Origin of the sequence: Pseudomonas sp. CCI1.1, assembly GCF_034348165.1 — a bacterium.
GTDB classification, from domain to species: domain Bacteria; phylum Pseudomonadota; class Gammaproteobacteria; order Pseudomonadales; family Pseudomonadaceae; genus Aquipseudomonas; species Aquipseudomonas paracarnis.
Genome location: NZ_CP133780.1, coordinates 5878366 through 5897619 on the forward strand (window position 1 = coordinate 5878366; position 19254 = coordinate 5897619).

Genomic DNA, 19254 nt, shown 5'->3' on the forward strand with positions numbered 1-19254 from the left:
AGTTTTGAAAGGCTGCCTTCGGGTGGCCTTTTTTTATGCCTGACGAATATCCAAATGTGGGAGCTGGCTTGCCTGCGATAGCGGCCGGCCAGTTAGCTTATAGATAGCTGCCCCACCGCCATCGCAGGCAAGCCAGCTCCCACACCTGACCTCATCAGTTTGAGGTCTTTGAAACATCCACTATCCGGTTACGGCCGCTGTGCTTGGCCTGATACAACGCCTGGTCAGCCTTGAGCAGCAGGTCTTCAAGGGAAATACGGCTGTGCTTTTGCCAAGTACTCATGCCGATGCTCACCGTGATTGGTTGCTCATCCCCGGCCTTGCGCGGCAAGTGCTGGACACCCTTGCGGATATGCTCGGCGATCACCCACGCCCCCTTGGCGTCGGTATTGGGTAACACCACCGCGAACTCTTCACCGCCATAACGCGCCGCCAGATCGGCAGGGCGGCGGATATGGCTGGCGATCACCTGCGCGACTGCGCGCAACGCCTCATCGCCGCCCTGGTGGCCGTGGCGGTCGTTGAAGGCCTTGAAGTGGTCCACATCGATCATCAGCACACTCAACGACTCGATGGAGCGTTGTGCCCGGTCCCATTCCAGCCGCAAGCGTTCGTCCAGCGTGCGGCGGTTGGCCAGGCCGGTAAGGGCGTCGGTGGCTGCCAGTTCTGACAGCACCTGTTCGGCGCGATGGCGACGGCGCAGCTCCATGCACAGTGCCCAGGTCAGCCACAACAGGCCCACGCACAACACTCCGGTCGCGATGCTGACCAGCCACGCCGCACGTCGCCAGGGGGCGAACATTTCATTGCTGGACAAGGCCACTGCCACGATCAGCGGCAAGTTGCCCACATTCGAAAAACTGTAGAGCCGTGCCTGGCGATCGACACTGGAGATACTTTGGAAGCTGCCGTCCCGTTCGCGCAGCATGCGCGCCACATTCGGGCGCTGGCTCAGGTCCTTGTCGACGATATCTGCTTCCAGCAGAGGCTCTTGCGCCAGCAGGATGCCTTGGTGGTTGAGCAGGTTGATGGTGCTGTTGCTGCCGATGTTCAAGCTGCTGAACAACTGATGAAAGTACGACAGGCGCATGGACGCGACCGCCACTCCCAGGAAGCGCCCATCCGGTGACGAAACGCGACGGCTGAACGCGATGCGCCAGGGGTCGGCACACTGGCAGCGCGCCATGAACGGACGGCTGATATACAGGCCCAGGTCGGGGTTGGTGCGGTGCGCCCGAAAGTAGTCCCGGTCGGCAAAGTTACCCAGTTTGGGCGTGAGCAGGGAGGAATCGGCAATCACCTCGCCAGCCGGGTCCAACAGCAGGATATCGCCCTTGTAGGGCGCCGCTGCGGAACGATCGAACAGCACCAAATGACGGATGCTCTCTGAAACGTCTTGCAGGTCGGTGCGCTCGGTGGCGCTGATCAAGCCTTTGAGGGCCATGTCGTAAAGTTCGACATTGCGCAGCACGTCAGCGTCGATCAATTGAGTGATGGTGTTGGCGGTGCGCTTGGCCGTCTGGAGGGTGTTGGCATGTTCACGAATCAGCAGCGCAGTGACGACCCCCACGATCAGCAACACCGTGAGGGTGCTGCCCAGGATCAGCAGGCGCTCCGGGCGGCGGTTGGGGCGGGTAGGGCTTGAACTCATCGGGCACACTTCTGCATTGAGAATGCCCTTAGCGTAGTAGCAACTCTTAAATATGGCGCAAAGCCAACCTGGAGCGAGCAAGCTCGCTCCTACCTGTACTCAGAACACGTTGATCGGGTAGTCCACGATCACACGGTATTCATCCACATCCCGGTCCACCGCCGAGTAGCCATTGCTGCCGCGATTGGTCGCCCATTGCAGGCGCACGGCCAAGTCCTTGGCCTTGCCGCCCTGCACCACATATTTCAGGTCGATATCGCGCTCCCAGTGCTTGGCATCCTTGCCATCGGCGCTGTACCAGTTGCTGTAGCCGCGACTGTTGGGGTCGACCTTGGTCAGGTCGGTCTTGCCGCTGATGTAGGACACGGCGGACGTCAGGCCGGGCACGCCGAGGCCGGCAAAGTCGTAGGCGTACTTGAGCTTCCAGGAGCGCTCATTGGGCCCGTTGAAATCCGAGTACTGCTGGGAGTTGTCCAGGTACACGCTGTCGCCCTGGGTGATGTAATCGAACGGCGTGTTGCCATTGACCCGCTGATAAGTCGCTGTGACGCTGTGGTTACCCACGCCCAAGGTGAAATGCAGGCTGTAGGTGTTGTTGTCGATATCCCCCAGCAGCGATTGACCGGTGTCCTGGGTATGGTAGTAGTGCAGGCCGGGCGTCAGGCTGACCAGGTCGTTCAGGGCGTAGGTGTATTCCAGGTCGTAGTAATACTGGTGCCAGACGTCCTTGAGCTCGGACGCGTACAGGTTGCTGGTCAGCCCCTCGATCCCGCTGAACGACACGCCAGCCCAGTCCAGGTGCTGGCTGTCGGTGTTGGCGGGCAGCGTGCCGTAGCTGGTACCAATACGCCGATGGCCGCTCTGGTTATAGAGCTTGGTGAAACTGGCCTGGCCACCTTCGAACATCCAGCCGTCAAAGCTGTGGTTGGTCAGGCTCACGCCACGGAAAGTCTGCGGCAACATGCGTGTCATGCCGCCGGCGATCACCGGGTTGTTGAGGAACAGGTCGCCGGCTTTCAGTTCGGTGTCGAAGGCGCGCAGCTTCAAGGTGCCGCCAGCCGTCGAGAACGAACCCGGCGCTTTGCCGTTGCCGCTGCCATACGGAAGGATGCTGGAACCATCCGTACCGCCACCGCCGTCGAGCTTGAGGCCGAACATGGCATTGACGTCCAGGCCGAAACCGACGGTGCCCTGGGTGTAGCCGGATTCGAAGGTGCCGATAAAACCCTGACCCCACTCTTTGCTGTCATCGGTATGAATATCGCGCCGGTCGCGGTTCATGTAGTAGTTGCGGGTGTTGATCGTGAGGTGTGAACCCTCGACGAAGCCTTCGACGGGCGGGGCGTCTGCCGCGTGGGCAAGGGGGATGATCGTTGCTGCGATTGCGAGGAATAACGGGGTGAACGTCAGCGAGTTCTTCACCGGTGGAGCTCCTTTGGTCAATCATGAACGGCCAGTGTCGTGGGGTGTGCCCGGCCTTTTTTCACGGATCGAGTAGGAGGCGGATTCACATCCGCCGTCCTCTCACACCACCGTACGTACGGTTCCGTATACGGCGGTTCAGGTTATACGGTTAAGTCGGTTTATCGTATCCAGTATCGAGACCAGCCCGAGGCGGTCCCACAGCTTCTTCGGCAACGCCTGATTCATATGGGGCGCTCCCGAGTTCCACCATGGGCCTCGGCCATTGACTGCCGATTTCCACGCCCGCGCCGCATTAAGTCCCAAGCGTATCAAGTTGCGCGCCCTCGTAGAGGGCCGCTTCCATTGACGCCAGACGATACAGCGAAGCTTGTGACGCACCCAGCCGTCCAATTCCTCAAGTGGCCGTCTGCTCTGGCTCAGCTTGAAGTAGCCCGCCCATCCGCGCAGCACGGGGTTTATCCGCTCGATGACAGTCGCCACCTTGTGGCCCCGCGCTTTACGTAGCAGCTCTCTGAGCCGGTCGCGCAAGCGACCCAGGCTCATCGTCGCCACTCTCAGTCTCGGTTGCTGATGCCAGCTCATCCCGTAACCCAAGTAATCACACATCCAAGACCCGGCTACTCGGCTCTTATCCCGATTCAGCGTTAGTTTCAGGCGCTGATTCAGGAAGCGCTCAACACTGGCCATCACTCGTTCGCCAGCACGAGGGCTGCGCACATAGATGTTCGCATCGTCGGCATAACGCACGAAGCGATGACCCCGCCGTTCCAGCTCGCGGTCGAGTTCGTTGAGCAGGATGTTCGACAGCAACGGCGAGAGCGGGCCGCCTTGCGGCGTCCCTTCCTGCCGTCGGCTGGCGATCCCACCCGACATCTCACCGGCTTGGAGGTACCGCCGGATCAGTCTGAGCACGCGTTTATCTACGATTTGGCGCGCCACGTACGCCATCAGGAGATCGTGGTTGACCCGGTCAAAGAATTTCTCAAGATCGAGTTCCACGCACCAGCGATGCCCTGCCGCCACATGGGCGCGGGCTGTCTCGATGGCTTGGTGGGCGCTTCTGCCCGGACGGAAGCCGTAGCTGTAATCCGAAAACAGCGGGTCGAAGATCGGCGTGAGCTGTTGCAGCAGTGCCTGTTGGATCAGGCGATCCACGACGCAGGGAATGCCCAGTTGTCGGGTGCCGCCTTTGGGTTTGGGGATGTCGACGGCGCGTACACCTTGCGGGTGGTATTCGCCGGCCAGCAACCTCCTCTGGAGGATCGGCCAATACTGATTCACGTAGTCCGCCAAGTCGTCGACCGTCATGCCATCGGCACCCGGCGCGCCCTTGTTGCTGACCACGCGCTGATACGCACGTCTGAGGTTGGCCGGTGCAAGCACCCGCGCCATCAGCGTGTCCGGCTCCGCGTTCGTCCACGTCACAGATGCCGTCGATACCTTTGCGCTGTCAGCCGTCATCCTCGGATTCTGTCCGGGACTCGGAGTCACAGTCTTCTCTTGGAGAAATTTCTGCATTTCGGTATTCAACGAGACTCTGACGCCTACTGGCGGCATAACCTGTTCGGCCCTTGGTGGCGCGGTTATTCGCCACTTACTACGGCTTCGGCTGACTTCTGCACGCTCATCCCATCGCCTCTCGACGCTCGGTAGCACACTGGCAAACGTGCAGATCTCCCAGGGTAATTCGCGCGACCTTCCTGCTTATGCCTGTCGGATCTACGTCACAGCGTTCCGTGCAAGTATTGGGCTTTGAAGATTTTGGCCTTCTTACCCCGCTGCGCCGCCTCTATCCGCTTCCTGTTCGTCAGGCCAGCATTTTGCCTCGGGCTTCCTTCAGATTCGCAGTCACCCGCGACACCCTTGCCTCTGGCTAACACTTCCCCTTGCCGGGTGTGTAGAGGACTTTCACCTCCCAGTCACCAGCGTGGCCACCACAGCCAAGCTGGTTGCGCTTGCGCGCAACGCGCCATGCCTGGCGCACCAAAAAAAAGCCGCTGAAGTCAGCGGCTTTAAGACAGATTCCCAGTGTAGAGCCCTGGAAATAAGTCGAGGGAAATTCGGGTGAGTGGTCAGCTGTCTTTGCCGTCGCGCTCATCGATGCGTCAAAGTAACGCAGGGGAGCGGTGCGATACAGAGTGTAACAAGATAATAACTATTGCCCAAATCGCAACAGTGAGGGCCATGGGATCTTCTGTGGGAGCTGGCTTGCCTGCGATGCAGACACCTCGGTATGCCAGGCCTACCGTGGTGATGCTATCGCAGGCAAGCCAGCTCCCACATTTTGACCGAGTTGTTTAGATCGGCAGGGTGATACCAAACGTATTGCCACCGCCTTCGCTGCGCACAAACACATCCCCGCCATGCATCAACGCAATCGCCTTGACGATCGCCAGCCCCAACCCGTGATTGGCCCCGCTGTTGCTGCGCGAGGCATCCACCCGATAGAAGCGTTCGAACAGGCGTGGCAAGTGTTCGCTGGCAATCGCGTCGCCGGGGTTGGTCACGCCGATTGCCACCTGCTTCTCCTGCACCTGGATATGCACGTCGATAATCTGTCCGGGTGCGGTGTGTTGCACGGCATTGCTCAGCAGGTTGATCAGCGCACGCCGCAGGTGGGCTTTTTCGATCTGCACCAGGGCATCGCCGTCCACGCGCACCTGAACCTGGGCGTCTTCGAGGATAAAATCCAGATAGTCGAGGGTGGTGGCCACTTCATCGGCCAGGGAGCATTCGATCAGCTTGGTGGCTTTGCTGCCCTGATCGGCGCTGGCAAGGAACAGCATGTCGTTGATGATCGAGCGCAGCCGTTCCAGCTCCTCCAGGTTCGATTGCAGCACCTCAAAATAGTGTTCGGCCGAACGCCCGCGTGTCAGCGCGACTTGGGTCTGGCCGATCAGGTTGGTGAGCGGCGAGCGCAGTTCATGGGCAACGTCGGCGTTGAACGATTCCAAGCGCGAATACGCCTGTTCAACCCGGTCGAGGGTGGCGTTGAATGAATTGACGAATTGGCTCAGCTCGGGCGGTAAGGGTGACAATTGCAGGCGCCCGGAGAGTTTCGGCGGCGCAAGCTTTTGCGCTTCATCCGAGAGTTTGCCCAAGGGCTTGAGGCCGATACGCGCGACCCAGAACCCCAGCACTGCCGCCAGTATTACACCCACCAGCGCGAGGCTGATCAACGCCACCAGCAAGTGATGCTGGGTGGCGCGGAAGTTCTCCGTGTCGATGGCAATCATAAAGCGCAACGCCGGGCGCTGGTCCTTGGCTGCAAATTGGCTGACCAGCACCTTGAAGGGATAATCGTGACCCGGCAGGCGCAGGTCGCGCTTACCTGTGGCGCCTTCGGCAAAGGCGCGAATCTGCGCGTCCGGCTCACCGTATTCGTAGCTCGGGTCGCTGCTGACCACCCAGAAACGGATGCGCTTGTCTTCTTCCCCCAACAGCTTGAGCTTGGACCTGATCTTGGCCCAATGTTCCGGCGTGCCGAAGCGATTGATCGACGATTCCAGCACGCTGTAGCGCGCATCCAACTCGGCACCTGGCAACAGCCCCAGGCCACGGTCGACCTGCTGGTACAGCGCGCCGCCGATTAACAGAAAGATCAGCAGCGCCACCAGGGTGAACATGCCACTCAGGCGCAGGGCGATGGAATTAGCGACCACTGTGGTTTTCCTGCATGCGGTTTTCCAGCACATAGCCCATGCCACGAATGGTGTGCAGCAGCTTGTGTTCGAACGGCCCGTCGAGCTTGGCGCGCAGACGCTTGATCGCCACTTCCACCACGTTGGCATCGCTGTCGAAATTGATGTCCCAGACCATCTCGGCAATCGCGGTCTTGGACAGGATCTCGCCCTGGCGTCGCGCCAATACGCTGAGCAGCGAGAACTCCTTGGCGGTCAGGTCCAGGCGTACACCGTTGCGGCTGGCCTTGCGGCTGATCAGGTCGATCCACAGGTCGGCAACGGTGACCTGCACCGGTTCATGGCCGCCGCTGCGGCGGGTCAGGGCTTGCAGGCGGGCCACCAGTTCCAGGAACGAAAACGGCTTGCCCAGGTAATCGTCGGCGCCTTCGCGCAGGCCGCGGATGCGGTCTTCAACGCGCTCGCGAGCGGTGAGCATGATCACCGGCGTCTGCTTGCGGGCGCGTAAGGCACGCAACACACCGAAGCCATCCAGGCCGGGCAGCATCACGTCGAGCACGATCACGGCGTAATCGTTTTCCAGCGCCAGGTGCAGGCCCTCGATACCTTCCCGGGCCACATCGACGGTGTAGCCTTGCTCGGTCAGGCCGCGGTGCAGGTAGTCCGCGGTTTTTTCTTCATCTTCAATAATCAGGACGCGCATGACCGCCTCAGTGTGTGGTCGCCAGCGTCAGCGCTGGTTTGGGCCTGTGGAAAAAACGTTCAAGGTACAAGTATATGACCGGCGTGGTGAACAGCGTCAGCGCCTGGCTCACCAACAAGCCACCGACCACCGCGATGCCCAGCGGCTGGCGCAGTTCCGCCCCAGGGCCTGCGCCGAGCATCAACGGCACGGCGCCGAGCAACGCGGCAAGGGTGGTCATGATGATCGGCCGGAACCGTGTCACGCAGGCTTCATAAATCGCATCTTCGGGTGGCAGCCCGCGTACCCGCTGCGCCTCCAGGGCGAAGTCGATCATCAAGATACCGTTTTTCTTCACGATGCCGATCAGCAGCACCAGGCCGATCAAGGCCATGATCGAAAAGTCCTGGCCCAGCAGCCACAGCATGACCAGCGCACCGAGGCCCGCCGAGGGCAGGGTGGAAATGATCGTCAGCGGGTGCACAAAACTCTCGTACAGCACACCCAGAATAATGTAGACCGCCACCAGCGCCGCGAGGATCAGCCAGGGTTGGCTGGCCAGCGAGCTCTGGAACGCCTGGGCCGCACCCTGGAAGTTGCCGATGATTGTGCTCGGCATCCCGATTTCGTTTTTGGCCTGGTCGAGCATGATCACTGCATCGCCCAGGGCCACGCCGGGCGCCAGGTTGAATGACAGGTTGGCAGCAGGGAACATGCCGTCATGGCTGATGGACAACGGCCCGACCGTGGGCGGGTCGACTTTGGCCAAGGCCGACAACGGCACCATCTCGTTGGTCAATGGCGAGCGCAGGTAAAAGTAGTCGAGGCTTTCGGCCTTGCCGCGCTGTTGGCTGTCCAGTTCAAGTATCACTTGGTACTGGTTGATCTCGGTCTGGAACTCGTTGATCTGGCGCTGGCCGAAGGCGTCGTACAACGCCTGGTCGACATCGGTGGCGGTCAGCCCGAAACGTGCGGCGGCCTGGCGGTCGATGCTGATATGGGTGATGCTGCCGCCCAGTTGCAGGTCGTTGGACAGGTCGCGAAACGCCGGGTTGGCGCGCAGTTTTTCGGTGAGACGCTGGGTCCAGGTGTTCAGCGTCGGGCCGTCGTTGCTCTTGAGCACGTATTGGTACTGGGCGCGGCTGGGGCCGGAGCTCAGGTTGATGTCCTGGCCGGCGCGCAGGTACAGCACGATGCCAGGCACCTTCGCCAGTTGTGGGCGGATGCGGTCGATGAACTGGCTGGCGGACACATCGCGCTCACTGCGGTCTTTCAAGGCGATCCAGAAGCGGCCGTTGGCGATGGTCTGGTTGCTGCCGGTAACGCCCACCGAATGGGAAAACGCCTGCACCGCCGGGTCGGCCTTGACGATCTCGGCCAGAGCCTTGTGCTTGCCGACCATGTCCTTGTACGACACGTCGGCCGCCGCTTCGCTGGTGCCGAGCACGAAACCGGTGTCCTGCACCGGGAAGAATCCCTTGGGAATGAACACATAGCCGACCACCGCCAGGGCCAGGGTTACCACGAAGATCGCGGCCATGCTGCGTTGGTGCGCCAAGGCCCGGCGCAGGTTGCGCGCATAGCCGGCCAGCAGGCGTTCGCTGAAGCTGGGTTTGGCGTGGGCAGGGTGGGTAGGGGCACGCATGAACAAGGCGGCCAGCGTCGGGGCCAATGTCAGCGAAACCACCACTGAAATCAGAATGGTCGCGGTGGCCGTCAACGCAAACTCCTTGAACAACCGCCCGACCACGCCGCCCATGAACAGCAGCGGAATAAACGCCGCCACCAGCGAGAAACTGATGGACACTACGGTAAAGCCAATTTCGCCGGAGCCCTTGATCGCCGCTTCACGTTTGCCCAAGCCGGCTTCCAAGTGCCGATGAATGTTCTCCACCACCACAATCGCATCGTCCACCACAAAGCCCACGGCGATCACGATGGCCACCAGGGTCAGGTTGTTCAGGCTGAACCCCATCACATACATCAGGGCGAAACTGGCTACCAGCGACACACCCAATACCGCAGACACAATCAGCGTCGCCGACAGTTGACGCAGGAACAATGCCATCACCGCCACCACCAGCAGGATGGCGATCAGCAGGGTCATTTCCACTTCATGCAGTGAGGCGCGGATAGTCTTGGTGCGATCGGTCAACACGCTGACCTGCACCGAGGCTGGCAACATGCCTTGCAGGCGCGGCAACTCGGCCTGGATGCGGTCGACGGTGTCGACGATGTTGGCGCCAGGCTGGCGTGAAATCACCAGGTTCACCCCTGGCGTATCGCCGGACCAGGCTTGCACGTAGGCGTTTTCCGAGCCGTTGATGACCTTGGCGATATCGCGCAGTTGAACCGGCGCACCGTTCTTGTAGGAAACGATCAGTTGGCCGTATTCCTCCGGATGAAACAGTTGGTCGTTGGTCGACAGGGTGGACACGCTGTTTTCGCCATAGATCGCGCCCTTGGCCAGGTTCAGGCTCGACTGCTGGATGGCCAGGCGTATGTCGGCGAGCGTCAGGCCGATGGCCGCGAGCTTGTCGGGTGCCGCTTGCACGCGAATCGCCGGGCGTTGCTGGCCGGTGATGTTGATCTGGCCGACGCCGTCGATCTGGCTGATCTGGCGCGCCAGCAGGGTTTCCACGTAGTCGCTCAGCTCGGTGCTGGGCATGCTGCTGGAACTGACGCTGAGGATCAACACCGGGCTGTCCGCCGGGTTGACCTTCCTCCAGGTGGGCAAGCTCGGCATGTCGCTGGGCAACTTGCCGGACGCGGTGTTGATCGCGGCCTGGACTTCCTGGGCGGCGGTGTCGATGCTTTTTTCCAGGGTGAACTGCAGGGTCAAGAGGCTGGAGCCCAAGGCGCTGCTGGAGGTCATCTGGGTCATGCCGGGGATGGCACTGAACTGCACCTCAAGAGGCGTGGCCACCGATGAGGCCATGGTGTCCGGGCTGGCGCCGGGCAGTTGCGCGGTGACCTGGATGGTCGGGAATTCCGCTTCCGGCAGTGGCGCGACGGCCAGGTTCGGGAAGGCAATAATCCCCAGCAACACCAGGGCGAAGGTCAGCAACAGGGTGGCGACCGGGTGGTCAACGCACCAGGCCGAGGGCGACCGGCTTGCACTCATGGTTGCACCTGGGCGTTGGCGGTGTGGATCACTTGCGGCGGCTCCTTGAGCACCTCCACCTGCGCACCGGCCTTGAGCCGCGATTGCCCATCGCTGACCAGCACATCGCCGGCCTGCACGCCTTTGATGATATTGATGTCGCTGTTCTGGTAGGCGACTTGCACCGGCACCACCTCGACTTTGTCAGCGCTTACGCGGTACACGAAATGTGAGTCCAGCCCGCGCTGCACCACGGTCGGCGGTACCACCAGGGCGTTCTTGTCGAGGGCCGTCTGGACCTTGATGGTCACCAGTTGCCCCGGCCATAGCTTATGCGCCGGGTTGCTGAACTCGGCCTTGGCCCGCAGGGTGCCGGTGGTGGAACTGATCTGGTTGTCGATCAGGCTCAGGTGGCCTTCGCCGAGCAGGTCGCCGGTCTGGTTGTCGGTGTCGGCGCCCAGGTAGGCGTCGACGGTGGCCCGGGTGGGGGCGGCAATCAGGCCCTGCAAGGTCGGCAGCATCTGTTGTGGCAGGGAGAACTCAACGGCAATCGGGTCGAGCTGGGTGACGGTAAACAGCCCCTGGGTATCGCTCATGCGCAGGAAGTTGCCTTCGTCCACGTTACGGATGCCCACGCGGCCGCTGACCGGGGAGCGAATCTGGGTATAGGAAAGTTGTACCTGAGCTGCATCAATGGCCGCTTGATTACCTTGCGCAGTGGCCTTGAGCTGGTTGACCAGCGCCTGTTGCTGGTCATAGGTCTGTTTGGACACGCCGTCGTCGATGCTCAGCGCTTTGTAGCGCTTGAGATTGACCAACGCCACTTGCAACTGCGCCTGGCTTTCGCCCAATTGCGCCCTGGCCTGGTCGAGGCTGGCGCGGATCGAACGGTCATCGATGGTCGCCAGCAAGTCGCCGGCCTTCACCGATTGGCCCTCCTTGACCAGCAACTGGGTGAGGATGCCGTCGATCTGCGGGCGAATCACCACACTGTGCAACGACAGCACTGAGCCGATGCCGCTGATGAACCTGGGAACGTCCTGTTGCGCGACGCTCACCACCCGTACCGGGATCGCTGTGGGCGCAGCCAGCCGGGGCTTGGCAGGCCGTGTTACGGCCAAGGCGGCCACCGCTAGTATCAAGAGGACGCCCACCATCAGGGCCGTGTTTCGTTTTATCTGCATGGGAGGCGCCGGGACGCAGTTGCACGCTTTAAGCCGCAAGCTGCCAGTTGAAGGTTGGGTAGCTGCTTTATAGCCCGGTAATACGGTCAGCACGGTGACGCGAAACTGACAGCCGCGACAGCTAGCGCGTTTTACTTGTGGCTTGAAGCTTACCGCTTGCCGCTTTGCCCCCGTATACTCGCGCTTTTACACCTATAGCTGCGCCGGAGCCCCTATGACTTCCCCAACCCAACCCCCTGTCGACGCGGCTGACCTCGTCGATTCGGCCACCGCCGACGGCGTTGAAAAAACCGAGATCCCGGCGTTTAAGTTCCCCTTCAAACCGGGCGAGCTGGCTGGCGCCAAGAATGCCAGCCAGCCCTGGTACAAAGGCGGCGCCAAGAACGGCCATACCAAGACGCCGGGCATGGCGCCTCCGGGCACTCGCCGGTCCATGGGTAAACGCTGAGATTAAAACCGTAGGTGCGTTATAGGCTGTTACCTACATTGCCCGTAGAAATTTCTGCTTGTAGGTCCGCGACCGATTCTTGAAAGCTTGCACAGCGTTTGCTTCGTCCCGATGACGCTCATCGGGGCGTGGTGAGTCAGCTTTCCGGAAAAGGACATTCCCGTGGCCCTGATACACCTCTGTGCGGTGCTCGTCCTCTTGCTCTCGTCGACTGCGGTTGCCGTCGACGTGCAACCGCGGCGTGAAATCCGTTTCGCCGTTGCCGCGCATTTCCCGCCATTTCAAAGCCGCAATTCCCAAGGGCAATTGGTGGGGCTGAATATCGAACTGGGCAATGCCCTCTGCGAGCAGCTCAACGTGCGCTGTACCTGGGTCGACCAGGTCGTGATGGAAAACTTCCCGGCCCTTGAAGCCAGGCAGTTCGACGCGATCATGGGCATGGCGCCCACCTGTCGTCGGCGCAAACGGGTGAGTTTCACCGATGACCTCTACCCGATCACCACGCGGCTGGTGGCGCGTAAAACCTCAGGCCTGCGCCCTGATCGGCGCTTGCTCAAGGGCAAGCGGGTCGGGGTGTTGGTGCGCAGTAATCGTGAAGCCTACGCCCTGTCGCAGTGGGCGCCGGCGGGAGTGATCATTAGGAGTTTTTGGCTGAACGACCAACTGGTGCAGAGCCTGGTTTCGGGCGATATCGATGCGACCCTGCAAGGCGTCGTGGAGATCCGTGAAGCCCTGCTCGACACGGCCGATGGCCTGGACTTCGACTTCATGGGCCCGCCTGTGTCGTCTGGCCTGCTGGGTAATAGCGTGGCGATCGCGGTGCGAAAAACCGATACCGCGTTGCGTAATGAGCTTAATCATGCGCTTGAGCAACTGATGCAGAATGGCGAATACCAACGCATCCTCCAGCCCTATCGCCTCGGTGTATTGCCCGCCCGTCCATGAGCGCTAATGGGTGTGCAGCTTTGCACCCGAAGTTGAATTAGATACCCATACCGTCATGAGGCCGCAGCGGCTTAAGCCGCCCTCAACGAGATAAACGCATAATTGGCTGGCACCTCAGTGGCAATTTGCGCTCCGGCATCCAGCACCTGTTCGGCGACGTCCATCCCGGACACATGAAACACCCATTCATTGGTCACCGCCGGCTGTTCAACCGCCTGTTCAATGGCCTGGGCAAACGCCTGCATATCCGGCAAGTACGCGGTAAACCCGTCGCCCTTGAGCGCGGTCGTGCGGATGCCGAGCAACGCGCACACCGCTTCTTTGGTCTGCACGTCATCACGGTCGGCCTGGCGTGAGCGGCGAATCAGTTCGGCCAGTTGTGCGTCCATCAACTCGCCACCGACGATCAGCGCGGGGCCTTGCTCCCAGGATTCGGGCGGGCAGTCCTTGGCGCTTGGGTTCAGCGGGATATGCGGGTTGATCTCCATCGGGTAGATGCGGCACACCAGCGGGCGCCGTTCGTAGATGCGGCAGCGGTTGTCTTCGTCAAGATTCCGGCAGCGTCCGGCGTTGTAGGCGGCAAAGGTAATTGCCACAAACGCCTCGGTATTGCCGCTGGGCACGACCACTGAGCGGCGCTCGGCGTGTTCCCGTTGTTGCAGGGGTAGGCCCAGGCCATTGCCAAGAAAGCCCTCGACCAGAACGATGACGTTGCCACCGTCCGCCGCCCAACTGCGGGCTTCTTCGAGGGTCAGGGGCACGTGATGGTCGCTGCAGCATTTACCGCAACCGACGCAGGAAAAGTGTGTGTTCATGGCGGATCTGTCACCAGGCAAGGTCAGAGGGCACGCTTGAGGGGTGACGGGTTTTTACCTCTATCTACCGCTCAGGGGCTCTGGAAGCAAGTTATGCGCCAGTGAGGATCAGCCCTTGGATACGACGTCGCGCAGCACAAACCGCATGCCCGCACTTTCGTACAGTTGCCGGGCGCGCAGGTTGCTCTCCAGCACCTTGAGGTCCACATAGGGTTCGCTGCGCTGCTTGAACACCTGGAAGCTGTGCAGCAGCAAGGCGCGGCCCAGCCCTTGGCCTTGGGCACAGGGGTGTACGGCCAGGTTCTTGATAAAGGCGCTGGTCCAGCATTGTGCCACTGCGAGAATACCGTCGCGGTTACTCGCCACCAGACACAGCGTCGGGTCGTAGTCGGCATCGGTGACGAACTGCTGGCGCCACTCCTCCAGGTGGCCGACACGGCCGCCGCCCTGGTCCTGGGTCATGCGCAGCACGGCATGGATCGCCGGAGCTAGCTCATCGCGATAATGATCCAGCCGGGTATTCGCTGGCCACTGCGGGGCGGGCAGGCTGCCGGTGAGGTCGCGACGCAGCAACTGGTAATACTCGGCCAAGGCTTACAGCCCCTTTTGCGCCACGGTTTGCGCGGCGACCACCAGGCATTTGGTCAGCTCTGGGGATGAGAACTTGGTGAGCACCGAGTCGGCGCCGGCCAGGCGCGCTTTTTCGCTGTTCATCGCACTGTCCAGAGAGGTGTGCAACAGCACATAGAGGTCCTTGAAATCCGGGGTTTCGCGCAGGGTGCGGGTGAGGGCGTAGCCGTCCATCTCAGACATCTCGATGTCCGACACCACCACGTTGATCTGTTCAACCGTGCCTTGCAGTTCCAGCAACACGTCGATGGCTTCCTTGGCGCTGCGGGCGGTGTGGCAGGTCAGGCCGAGGTTGCGCAGGGTGTGTACCGATTGCTGCAAAGCCACCTGGCTGTCGTCCACCACCAGGATGCGGGCGTTGCCCAGCACTTCGGCTTCTTCCATGGTCAGGTCGGTCGGCGCCGCTTCAATCGGTGCCGGGGCGATGCCATGGATGACTTTCTCGATATCCAGCACCTGCACCAGGCCACCTTCCACCTGGGTCACACCGGTGATAAACGCCCGATTGCCGCCGGAGCCGTAGGGCGGCGGGCGGATATCGGTGGTCAGGCAATGCACGATCTTGCTCACCGCCTGAACATGCAGGCCCTGCTTGGAACGGCTGACATCGGTGACGATCAGGCAGCCGCCGTCCGGGTCTTGCAAAGGCATTTCACCCAGGGCGCGGCTCAAGTCGATCACCGACAACGAAGCGCCGCGCAAGGTGGCTATGCCTTTGACGTGCGGGTGGGACTCCGGCAGCTTGGTCAACGGCGGGCAGGGGATGATCTCACTGACTTTCAACAGGTTGATGGCCATCAGCTTGCCGCTGCGCAAGGTAAAGAGCAGAAGCGAGAGTGAGTCTGCGCGGGCTTTGGTGGTGGACATAAAAACCTTCTGTGGATCAGGGATGACGATCTATAGAGAGTTATCGACTTGGCTGGCCTGGGCTTTAACCGGATTTTTGTGTCGGGCACTGTTTATGTGGGCGCTGGCAAGCCAGCTCCCACATTAAGTCCAGTATCAGCCCTTCCAGGCCTGGGGGTTCACCAGATCCTGCGGGCGTTGGCCCAGCAGGGCGCTGCGCAGGTTGTCCACGGCGCGGTTGGCCATGGCTTCGCGGGTTTCACCGGTGGCCGAACCAATATGCGGCAGGGTCACCGCATTGCTCAGCTGGAACAACGGCGATTCAGCCAGCGGTTCCTTTTCATACACATCCAGCCCGGCGCCACGAATGCGTTGGGTTTGCAGGGCTTCGACCAGCGCTGGCTCATCCACCACCGGCCCACGGGAAATATTGATCAGAATCGCGCTGGGCTTCATCAACGCCAGCTCCCGAGTGCTGATCAGGTGATGGGTCTTGTCGCTCAACGGCACCACCAGGCAGACGAAATCCGCCTCGGCCAGCAACTGCTCCAGGCTGCGAAACTGCGCGCCCAGTTCCTGCTCCAGCGCGGTCTTGCGGCTATTGCCGCTGTAAATGATCGGCATGTTGAAGCCCAGGCGCCCACGCCGGGCCACGGCTGCGCCGATATTGCCCATGCCGACAATGCCCAGGGTCTTGCCGTGCACATCGCAACCAAACAAAGGCGCGCCCACGCTGGCTTTCCATTGGCCGGCCTTGGTCCAGGCGTCCAATTCGGCCACGCGGCGGGCGCTGCTCATCAGCAACGCAAAGGCCAGGTCGGCAGTGCTCTCGGTGAGCACATCGGGGGTGTTGGTGAGCAGGATCCCGCGCTCGTTGAAGTACGGCACGTCGTAGTTGTCGTAGCCCACCGACACGCTGGACACCACCTCCAGCTTGCTCGCGCTTTCAAGCTGCTCGCGGCCCAGCTTGCGGCCCACGCCGATCAAGCCATGGGCATGGGGCAGGGCTTCGTTGAACTGTGCGTTGATGTCACCCAGTTTGGGGTTGGGCACGATCACCTCGAAATCCTGTTGCAGGCGTTCGATCATGGGCGGGGTGATACGGCTGAAGGCCAGGACAGTCTTTTTCATTGCAGAACTCCACTCAACATGTGGGAGCTGGCTTGCATGCTCCCACAATGAATTTATAGGGGGTGGGGAAGCAGCATGCCAAAATCAGTTCGCCATCCGCACGCCACCCACACCACCGCTCAACTCATACGCCACCAACTCCGCTTGGTGCGCCGCCAGAATTTCCGGCAACGAACCGCGCAGGTATTCCACCCAGGTCTTGATCTTCGCATCCAGGTATTGGCGCGAAGGATAGATGGCGTACAGGTTCAGCTCCTGGGAACGGTAGGTCGGCATCACCCGCACCAGCGTGCCATTGCGCAGCCCTTCGATGGCGGCATACACCGGCAGCAGGCCGACGCCCATGCCGCTGGTGATCGCGGTTTTCATCGCGTCGGCCGAGTTCACCAGGAACGGCGAGCTGTTGATCGCCACGCTTTCCTGGCCTTCAGGGCCGTTGAAGGTCCATTTGTCCAACTGGACCACTGGGCTGACCAGGCGCAGGCACGCATGGTTGAGCAAGTCCTGGGGCCGCTGTGCGCAGCCCTTGGCCTTGACGTAGTCCGGCGAGGCGCAGGCGATGCTGTAGGTGATGCCCAGGCGCTGGGACACGAAACCTGAATCCGGCAGTTCGCTGGCCAGCACGATGGACACGTCGTAGCCCTCATCGAGCAAATCCGGCACGCGGTTGGCCAGGGTCAGGTCGAAGGTCACGTCGGGATGGGTGCGGCGGTAGCGGGCAATGGCGTCAATGACGAAATGCTGGCCGATGCCGGTCATGGTGTGCACTTTCAACTGCCCGGCCGGGCGCGCGTGAGCGTCGCTGGCCTCGGCCTCGGCCTCTTCGACGTAGGCGAGGATCTGCTCGCAGCGCAGCAAATAGCGTTTGCCGGCTTCGGTCAGCGCGATGCGTCGGGTGGTGCGGTTGAGCAAGCGGGTTTGCAGGTGGGCCTCAAGGTTGGAGACCGCGCGCGAGACGTTGGCCGTGGTGGTGTCCAGTTGCACGGCGGCGGCGGTGAAGCTGCCGGCTTCGGCCACACAACTGAAGGCGCGCATGTTTTGCAAAGTGTCCATGGAGTGTTCTCAAGGGAGATAGCAAATTGTGACAGAAAGTTACGCTTTCAGTGATCCCTACCAACGGATTATCGCCTGAACGGTAACAAAGATTCACAGGAATACCAGCTTATCGTCCTCCCTGGCGCCGCCTAGAATTGCGCCACCTCTCCCGCAACACCCTCTCAGGAATTCGCTTGCCGTGCCGCGTCGCATCAGCAGAGAGCTGAAGACTCTCAGTGTTTGGGCTTTAACGTCAGTCATCAGCGGTTGCATCGGAACCGGAGGAATCGCCCCGCAAGGCCAGGCGATCAACGCCAATACCCTGGCCACCGACGCCGCGATCCAGAGCGCCGACCGCGACGCCCACTGGCCCACCGCCCAATGGTGGCAGGCCTACGGCGACCCGCAGCTCAACCGTTGGGTCGAACTCGCCACCCGCAACAGCCCCAGCCTGGCCGTGGCCGCCGCCCGTGTGCGGCAAGCCCGAGCGCTGGCCGGCGTGGCCGAGTCGGCCGAGTCGCTGCAGGTCAACAGCGACACCACCCTCAAGCGTCACAACTGGCCGAAGGATCAGTTCTACGGCCCCGGCCAATTGAGCGGCGCCAACACCTGGGACAACAATTCGTCCCTGGGCCTGAGCTACGCCCTCGACCTGTGGGGCCGGGAAAGCAACACGACCGAACGCGCCGTCGACCTGGCGCACATGAGCGCCGCCGAAGCGCGCCTGGCCCAGCTCGAACTGCAAAACAACGTGGTGCGCGCCTATATCCAGCTGTCGTTGCAGTACGCCAACCATGACATCGCGGCCGCCACCCTGGCCCAGCAACAGCAGATCCTGGACCTGGCCAACAAACGCCTGGCCGCCGGGATCGGTACTCACTTTGACGTCAGCCAAGCCGAAACCCCGCTGCCGGAAACCCATCGCCAACTGGATGCCCTGGACGAGGAAATCGCCCTGAGCCGTAACCAACTGGCGGCGTTGGCCGGCAAAGGCCCGGGGGAGGGCGCGCAGTTGCAGCGCCCGACCCTGGCCCTCGCCGCGCCGTTGAAATTGCCCTCCAGCCTGCCCGCGCAATTGCTCGGCCAACGCCCGGACGTGGTCGCCAGTCGCTGGCAGGTAGCGGCCCAGGCGCGGGGTATCGATGTGGCTCATGCAGGCTTCTACCCCAACGTCGACCTGGTCGGCAGCCTTGGCTACATGGCCACTGGGGGCGGCATGCTGGAATTCCTGGCTGGCAAGAAATTCAACTACAACGTCGGCCCGGCGATCACCTTGCCGATCTTCGACGGCGGCCGTCTACGTGCGCAATTGGGTGAAGCCAGTGCCGGCTACGACATCGCGGTGGCCCAGTACAACCAGACCCTGGTCAATGCGCTCAAGGGCATCAGCGACCAGTTGATCCGCCGCGAATCCATGGACAAGCAATCGGTTTTTGCCGCGCAGTCGGTGGCCTCGGCGCAGAAAACCTACGACATCGCCATGATCGCCTATCAGCGTGGCCTCACTGATTACCTCAACGTGCTCAACGCCCAAACCTTGTTGTTTCGCCAGCAGCAGATCGCACAACAGGTGCAGGCGGCACGCCTCAGCGCCCATGCCGAGCTAGTGACCGCCTTGGGCGGCGGCCTCGGTGCTGGCGATGATGTGCCCACGGCTGCCAAGACACTCCCAAGCAAGACTCCGGCGGCGCTCGCCGTGTTTGATCACTGAGTAGGCC

At 61.6% G+C, this 19254-nt stretch carries 15 protein-coding genes; 3 read left to right on the plus strand and 12 right to left on the minus strand.

Annotation, left to right across the window (positions count from 1 at the left end; genetic code table 11):
• Positions 1–154: 154 nt before the first annotated feature.
• From RHM69_RS26620 to RHM69_RS26650, 7 genes are all read right to left on the minus strand, one after another.
• Positions 155–1651 carry a sensor domain-containing diguanylate cyclase gene (locus tag RHM69_RS26620; RefSeq protein WP_014716978.1) on the minus strand — a complete coding sequence of 499 codons (1497 nt, stop codon included), beginning with the start codon at positions 1649–1651 and terminating at the stop codon, positions 155–157.
• Between the two features lie 99 nt (positions 1652–1750).
• A complete protein-coding gene (locus tag RHM69_RS26625) occupies positions 1751–3073 on the minus strand; it encodes an OprD family porin (protein ID WP_137270408.1) in 1323 nt (440 codons plus the stop codon).
• Positions 3074–3211: 138 nt separating this feature from the next.
• A complete protein-coding gene (ltrA, locus tag RHM69_RS26630) occupies positions 3212–4633 on the minus strand; it encodes a group II intron reverse transcriptase/maturase (protein WP_011805433.1) in 1422 nt (473 codons plus the stop codon).
• Positions 4634–5373: 740 nt separating this feature from the next.
• Complete coding sequence (locus RHM69_RS26635) at positions 5374–6738, minus strand: heavy metal sensor histidine kinase (protein ID WP_014716980.1); 1365 nt, start codon at positions 6736–6738, stop codon at positions 5374–5376.
• Positions 6728–7420, minus strand: a complete 693-nt coding sequence (locus RHM69_RS26640) for a heavy metal response regulator transcription factor (RefSeq protein ID WP_014716981.1) — start codon at positions 7418–7420, stop codon at positions 6728–6730. Before RHM69_RS26640 ends, RHM69_RS26635 begins: the two co-directional genes overlap by 11 nt.
• 7 nt (positions 7421–7427) lie before the next feature.
• Positions 7428–10523, minus strand: a complete 3096-nt coding sequence (locus RHM69_RS26645; RefSeq protein WP_197865379.1) for a multidrug efflux RND transporter permease subunit — start codon at positions 10521–10523, stop codon at positions 7428–7430.
• A complete protein-coding gene (locus tag RHM69_RS26650) occupies positions 10520–11686 on the minus strand; it encodes an efflux RND transporter periplasmic adaptor subunit (RefSeq protein ID WP_137270404.1) in 1167 nt (388 codons plus the stop codon). The genes RHM69_RS26645 and RHM69_RS26650 overlap by 4 nt, the downstream gene beginning before the upstream one ends.
• A 214-nt stretch (positions 11687–11900) precedes the next feature.
• Here RHM69_RS26650 and RHM69_RS26655 point away from each other — a divergent pair, with 214 nt between their 5' ends.
• On the plus strand, positions 11901–12134 hold the full coding sequence (locus tag RHM69_RS26655; RefSeq protein ID WP_014716984.1) for a hypothetical protein: 234 nt from the start codon (positions 11901–11903) through the stop codon (positions 12132–12134).
• A 162-nt stretch (positions 12135–12296) separates the two neighbouring features.
• Positions 12297–13079, plus strand: a complete 783-nt coding sequence (locus tag RHM69_RS26660; protein ID WP_014716985.1) for a transporter substrate-binding domain-containing protein — start codon at positions 12297–12299, stop codon at positions 13077–13079.
• A 71-nt stretch (positions 13080–13150) separates the two neighbouring features.
• Here the strand turns inward: RHM69_RS26660 and RHM69_RS26665 are convergent, their stop codons facing one another.
• The 5 genes from RHM69_RS26665 to RHM69_RS26685 form a co-directional block, all read right to left on the minus strand.
• A complete protein-coding gene (locus RHM69_RS26665; RefSeq protein ID WP_019816937.1) occupies positions 13151–13894 on the minus strand; it encodes a YkgJ family cysteine cluster protein in 744 nt (247 codons plus the stop codon).
• A gap of 108 nt (positions 13895–14002) precedes the next feature.
• Positions 14003–14485, minus strand: a complete 483-nt coding sequence (locus RHM69_RS26670; protein ID WP_038448969.1) for a GNAT family N-acetyltransferase — start codon at positions 14483–14485, stop codon at positions 14003–14005.
• A 3-nt stretch (positions 14486–14488) separates the two neighbouring features.
• Positions 14489–15391 carry a chemotaxis protein CheV gene (locus tag RHM69_RS26675; protein WP_014716988.1) on the minus strand — a complete coding sequence of 301 codons (903 nt, stop codon included), beginning with the start codon at positions 15389–15391 and terminating at the stop codon, positions 14489–14491.
• A 135-nt stretch (positions 15392–15526) separates the two neighbouring features.
• The gene (locus tag RHM69_RS26680) at positions 15527–16501 is read right to left on the minus strand and encodes a 2-hydroxyacid dehydrogenase (RefSeq protein WP_200599129.1); all 975 of its coding nucleotides are present in this window, start codon (positions 16499–16501) and stop codon (positions 15527–15529) included.
• A gap of 84 nt (positions 16502–16585) precedes the next feature.
• A complete protein-coding gene (locus tag RHM69_RS26685; RefSeq protein ID WP_038448973.1) occupies positions 16586–17554 on the minus strand; it encodes a LysR family transcriptional regulator in 969 nt (322 codons plus the stop codon).
• Between the two features lie 181 nt (positions 17555–17735).
• Between RHM69_RS26685 and RHM69_RS26690 the strand changes: the two genes are divergently transcribed.
• Complete coding sequence (locus tag RHM69_RS26690; RefSeq protein ID WP_038448975.1) at positions 17736–19247, plus strand: efflux transporter outer membrane subunit; 1512 nt, start codon at positions 17736–17738, stop codon at positions 19245–19247.
• The last annotated feature ends 7 nt before the right edge of the window (positions 19248–19254 follow it).

What these genes read in the sequence shown, in the direction of transcription:
- RHM69_RS26620 (WP_014716978.1), bottom strand. Translation starts at nt 1,651, where the DNA reads ATGAGTTCAAGCCCTACCCGCCCCAACCGCCGCCCGGAGCGCCTGCTG.
- ltrA (WP_011805433.1), bottom strand. Translation starts at nt 4,633, where the DNA reads ATGCCGCCAGTAGGCGTCAGAGTCTCGTTGAATACCGAAATGCAGAAA.
- RHM69_RS26640 (WP_014716981.1), bottom strand. Translation starts at nt 7,420, where the DNA reads ATGCGCGTCCTGATTATTGAAGATGAAGAAAAAACCGCGGACTACCTG.
- RHM69_RS26645 (WP_197865379.1), bottom strand. Translation starts at nt 10,523, where the DNA reads ATGAGTGCAAGCCGGTCGCCCTCGGCCTGGTGCGTTGACCACCCGGTC.
- RHM69_RS26650 (WP_137270404.1), bottom strand. Translation starts at nt 11,686, where the DNA reads ATGCAGATAAAACGAAACACGGCCCTGATGGTGGGCGTCCTCTTGATA.
- RHM69_RS26655 (WP_014716984.1), top strand. Translation starts at nt 11,901, where the DNA reads ATGACTTCCCCAACCCAACCCCCTGTCGACGCGGCTGACCTCGTCGAT.
- RHM69_RS26665 (WP_019816937.1), bottom strand. Translation starts at nt 13,894, where the DNA reads ATGAACACACACTTTTCCTGCGTCGGTTGCGGTAAATGCTGCAGCGAC.
- RHM69_RS26675 (WP_014716988.1), bottom strand. Translation starts at nt 15,391, where the DNA reads ATGTCCACCACCAAAGCCCGCGCAGACTCACTCTCGCTTCTGCTCTTT.
- RHM69_RS26680 (WP_200599129.1), bottom strand. Translation starts at nt 16,501, where the DNA reads ATGAAAAAGACTGTCCTGGCCTTCAGCCGTATCACCCCGCCCATGATC.
- RHM69_RS26685 (WP_038448973.1), bottom strand. Translation starts at nt 17,554, where the DNA reads ATGGACACTTTGCAAAACATGCGCGCCTTCAGTTGTGTGGCCGAAGCC.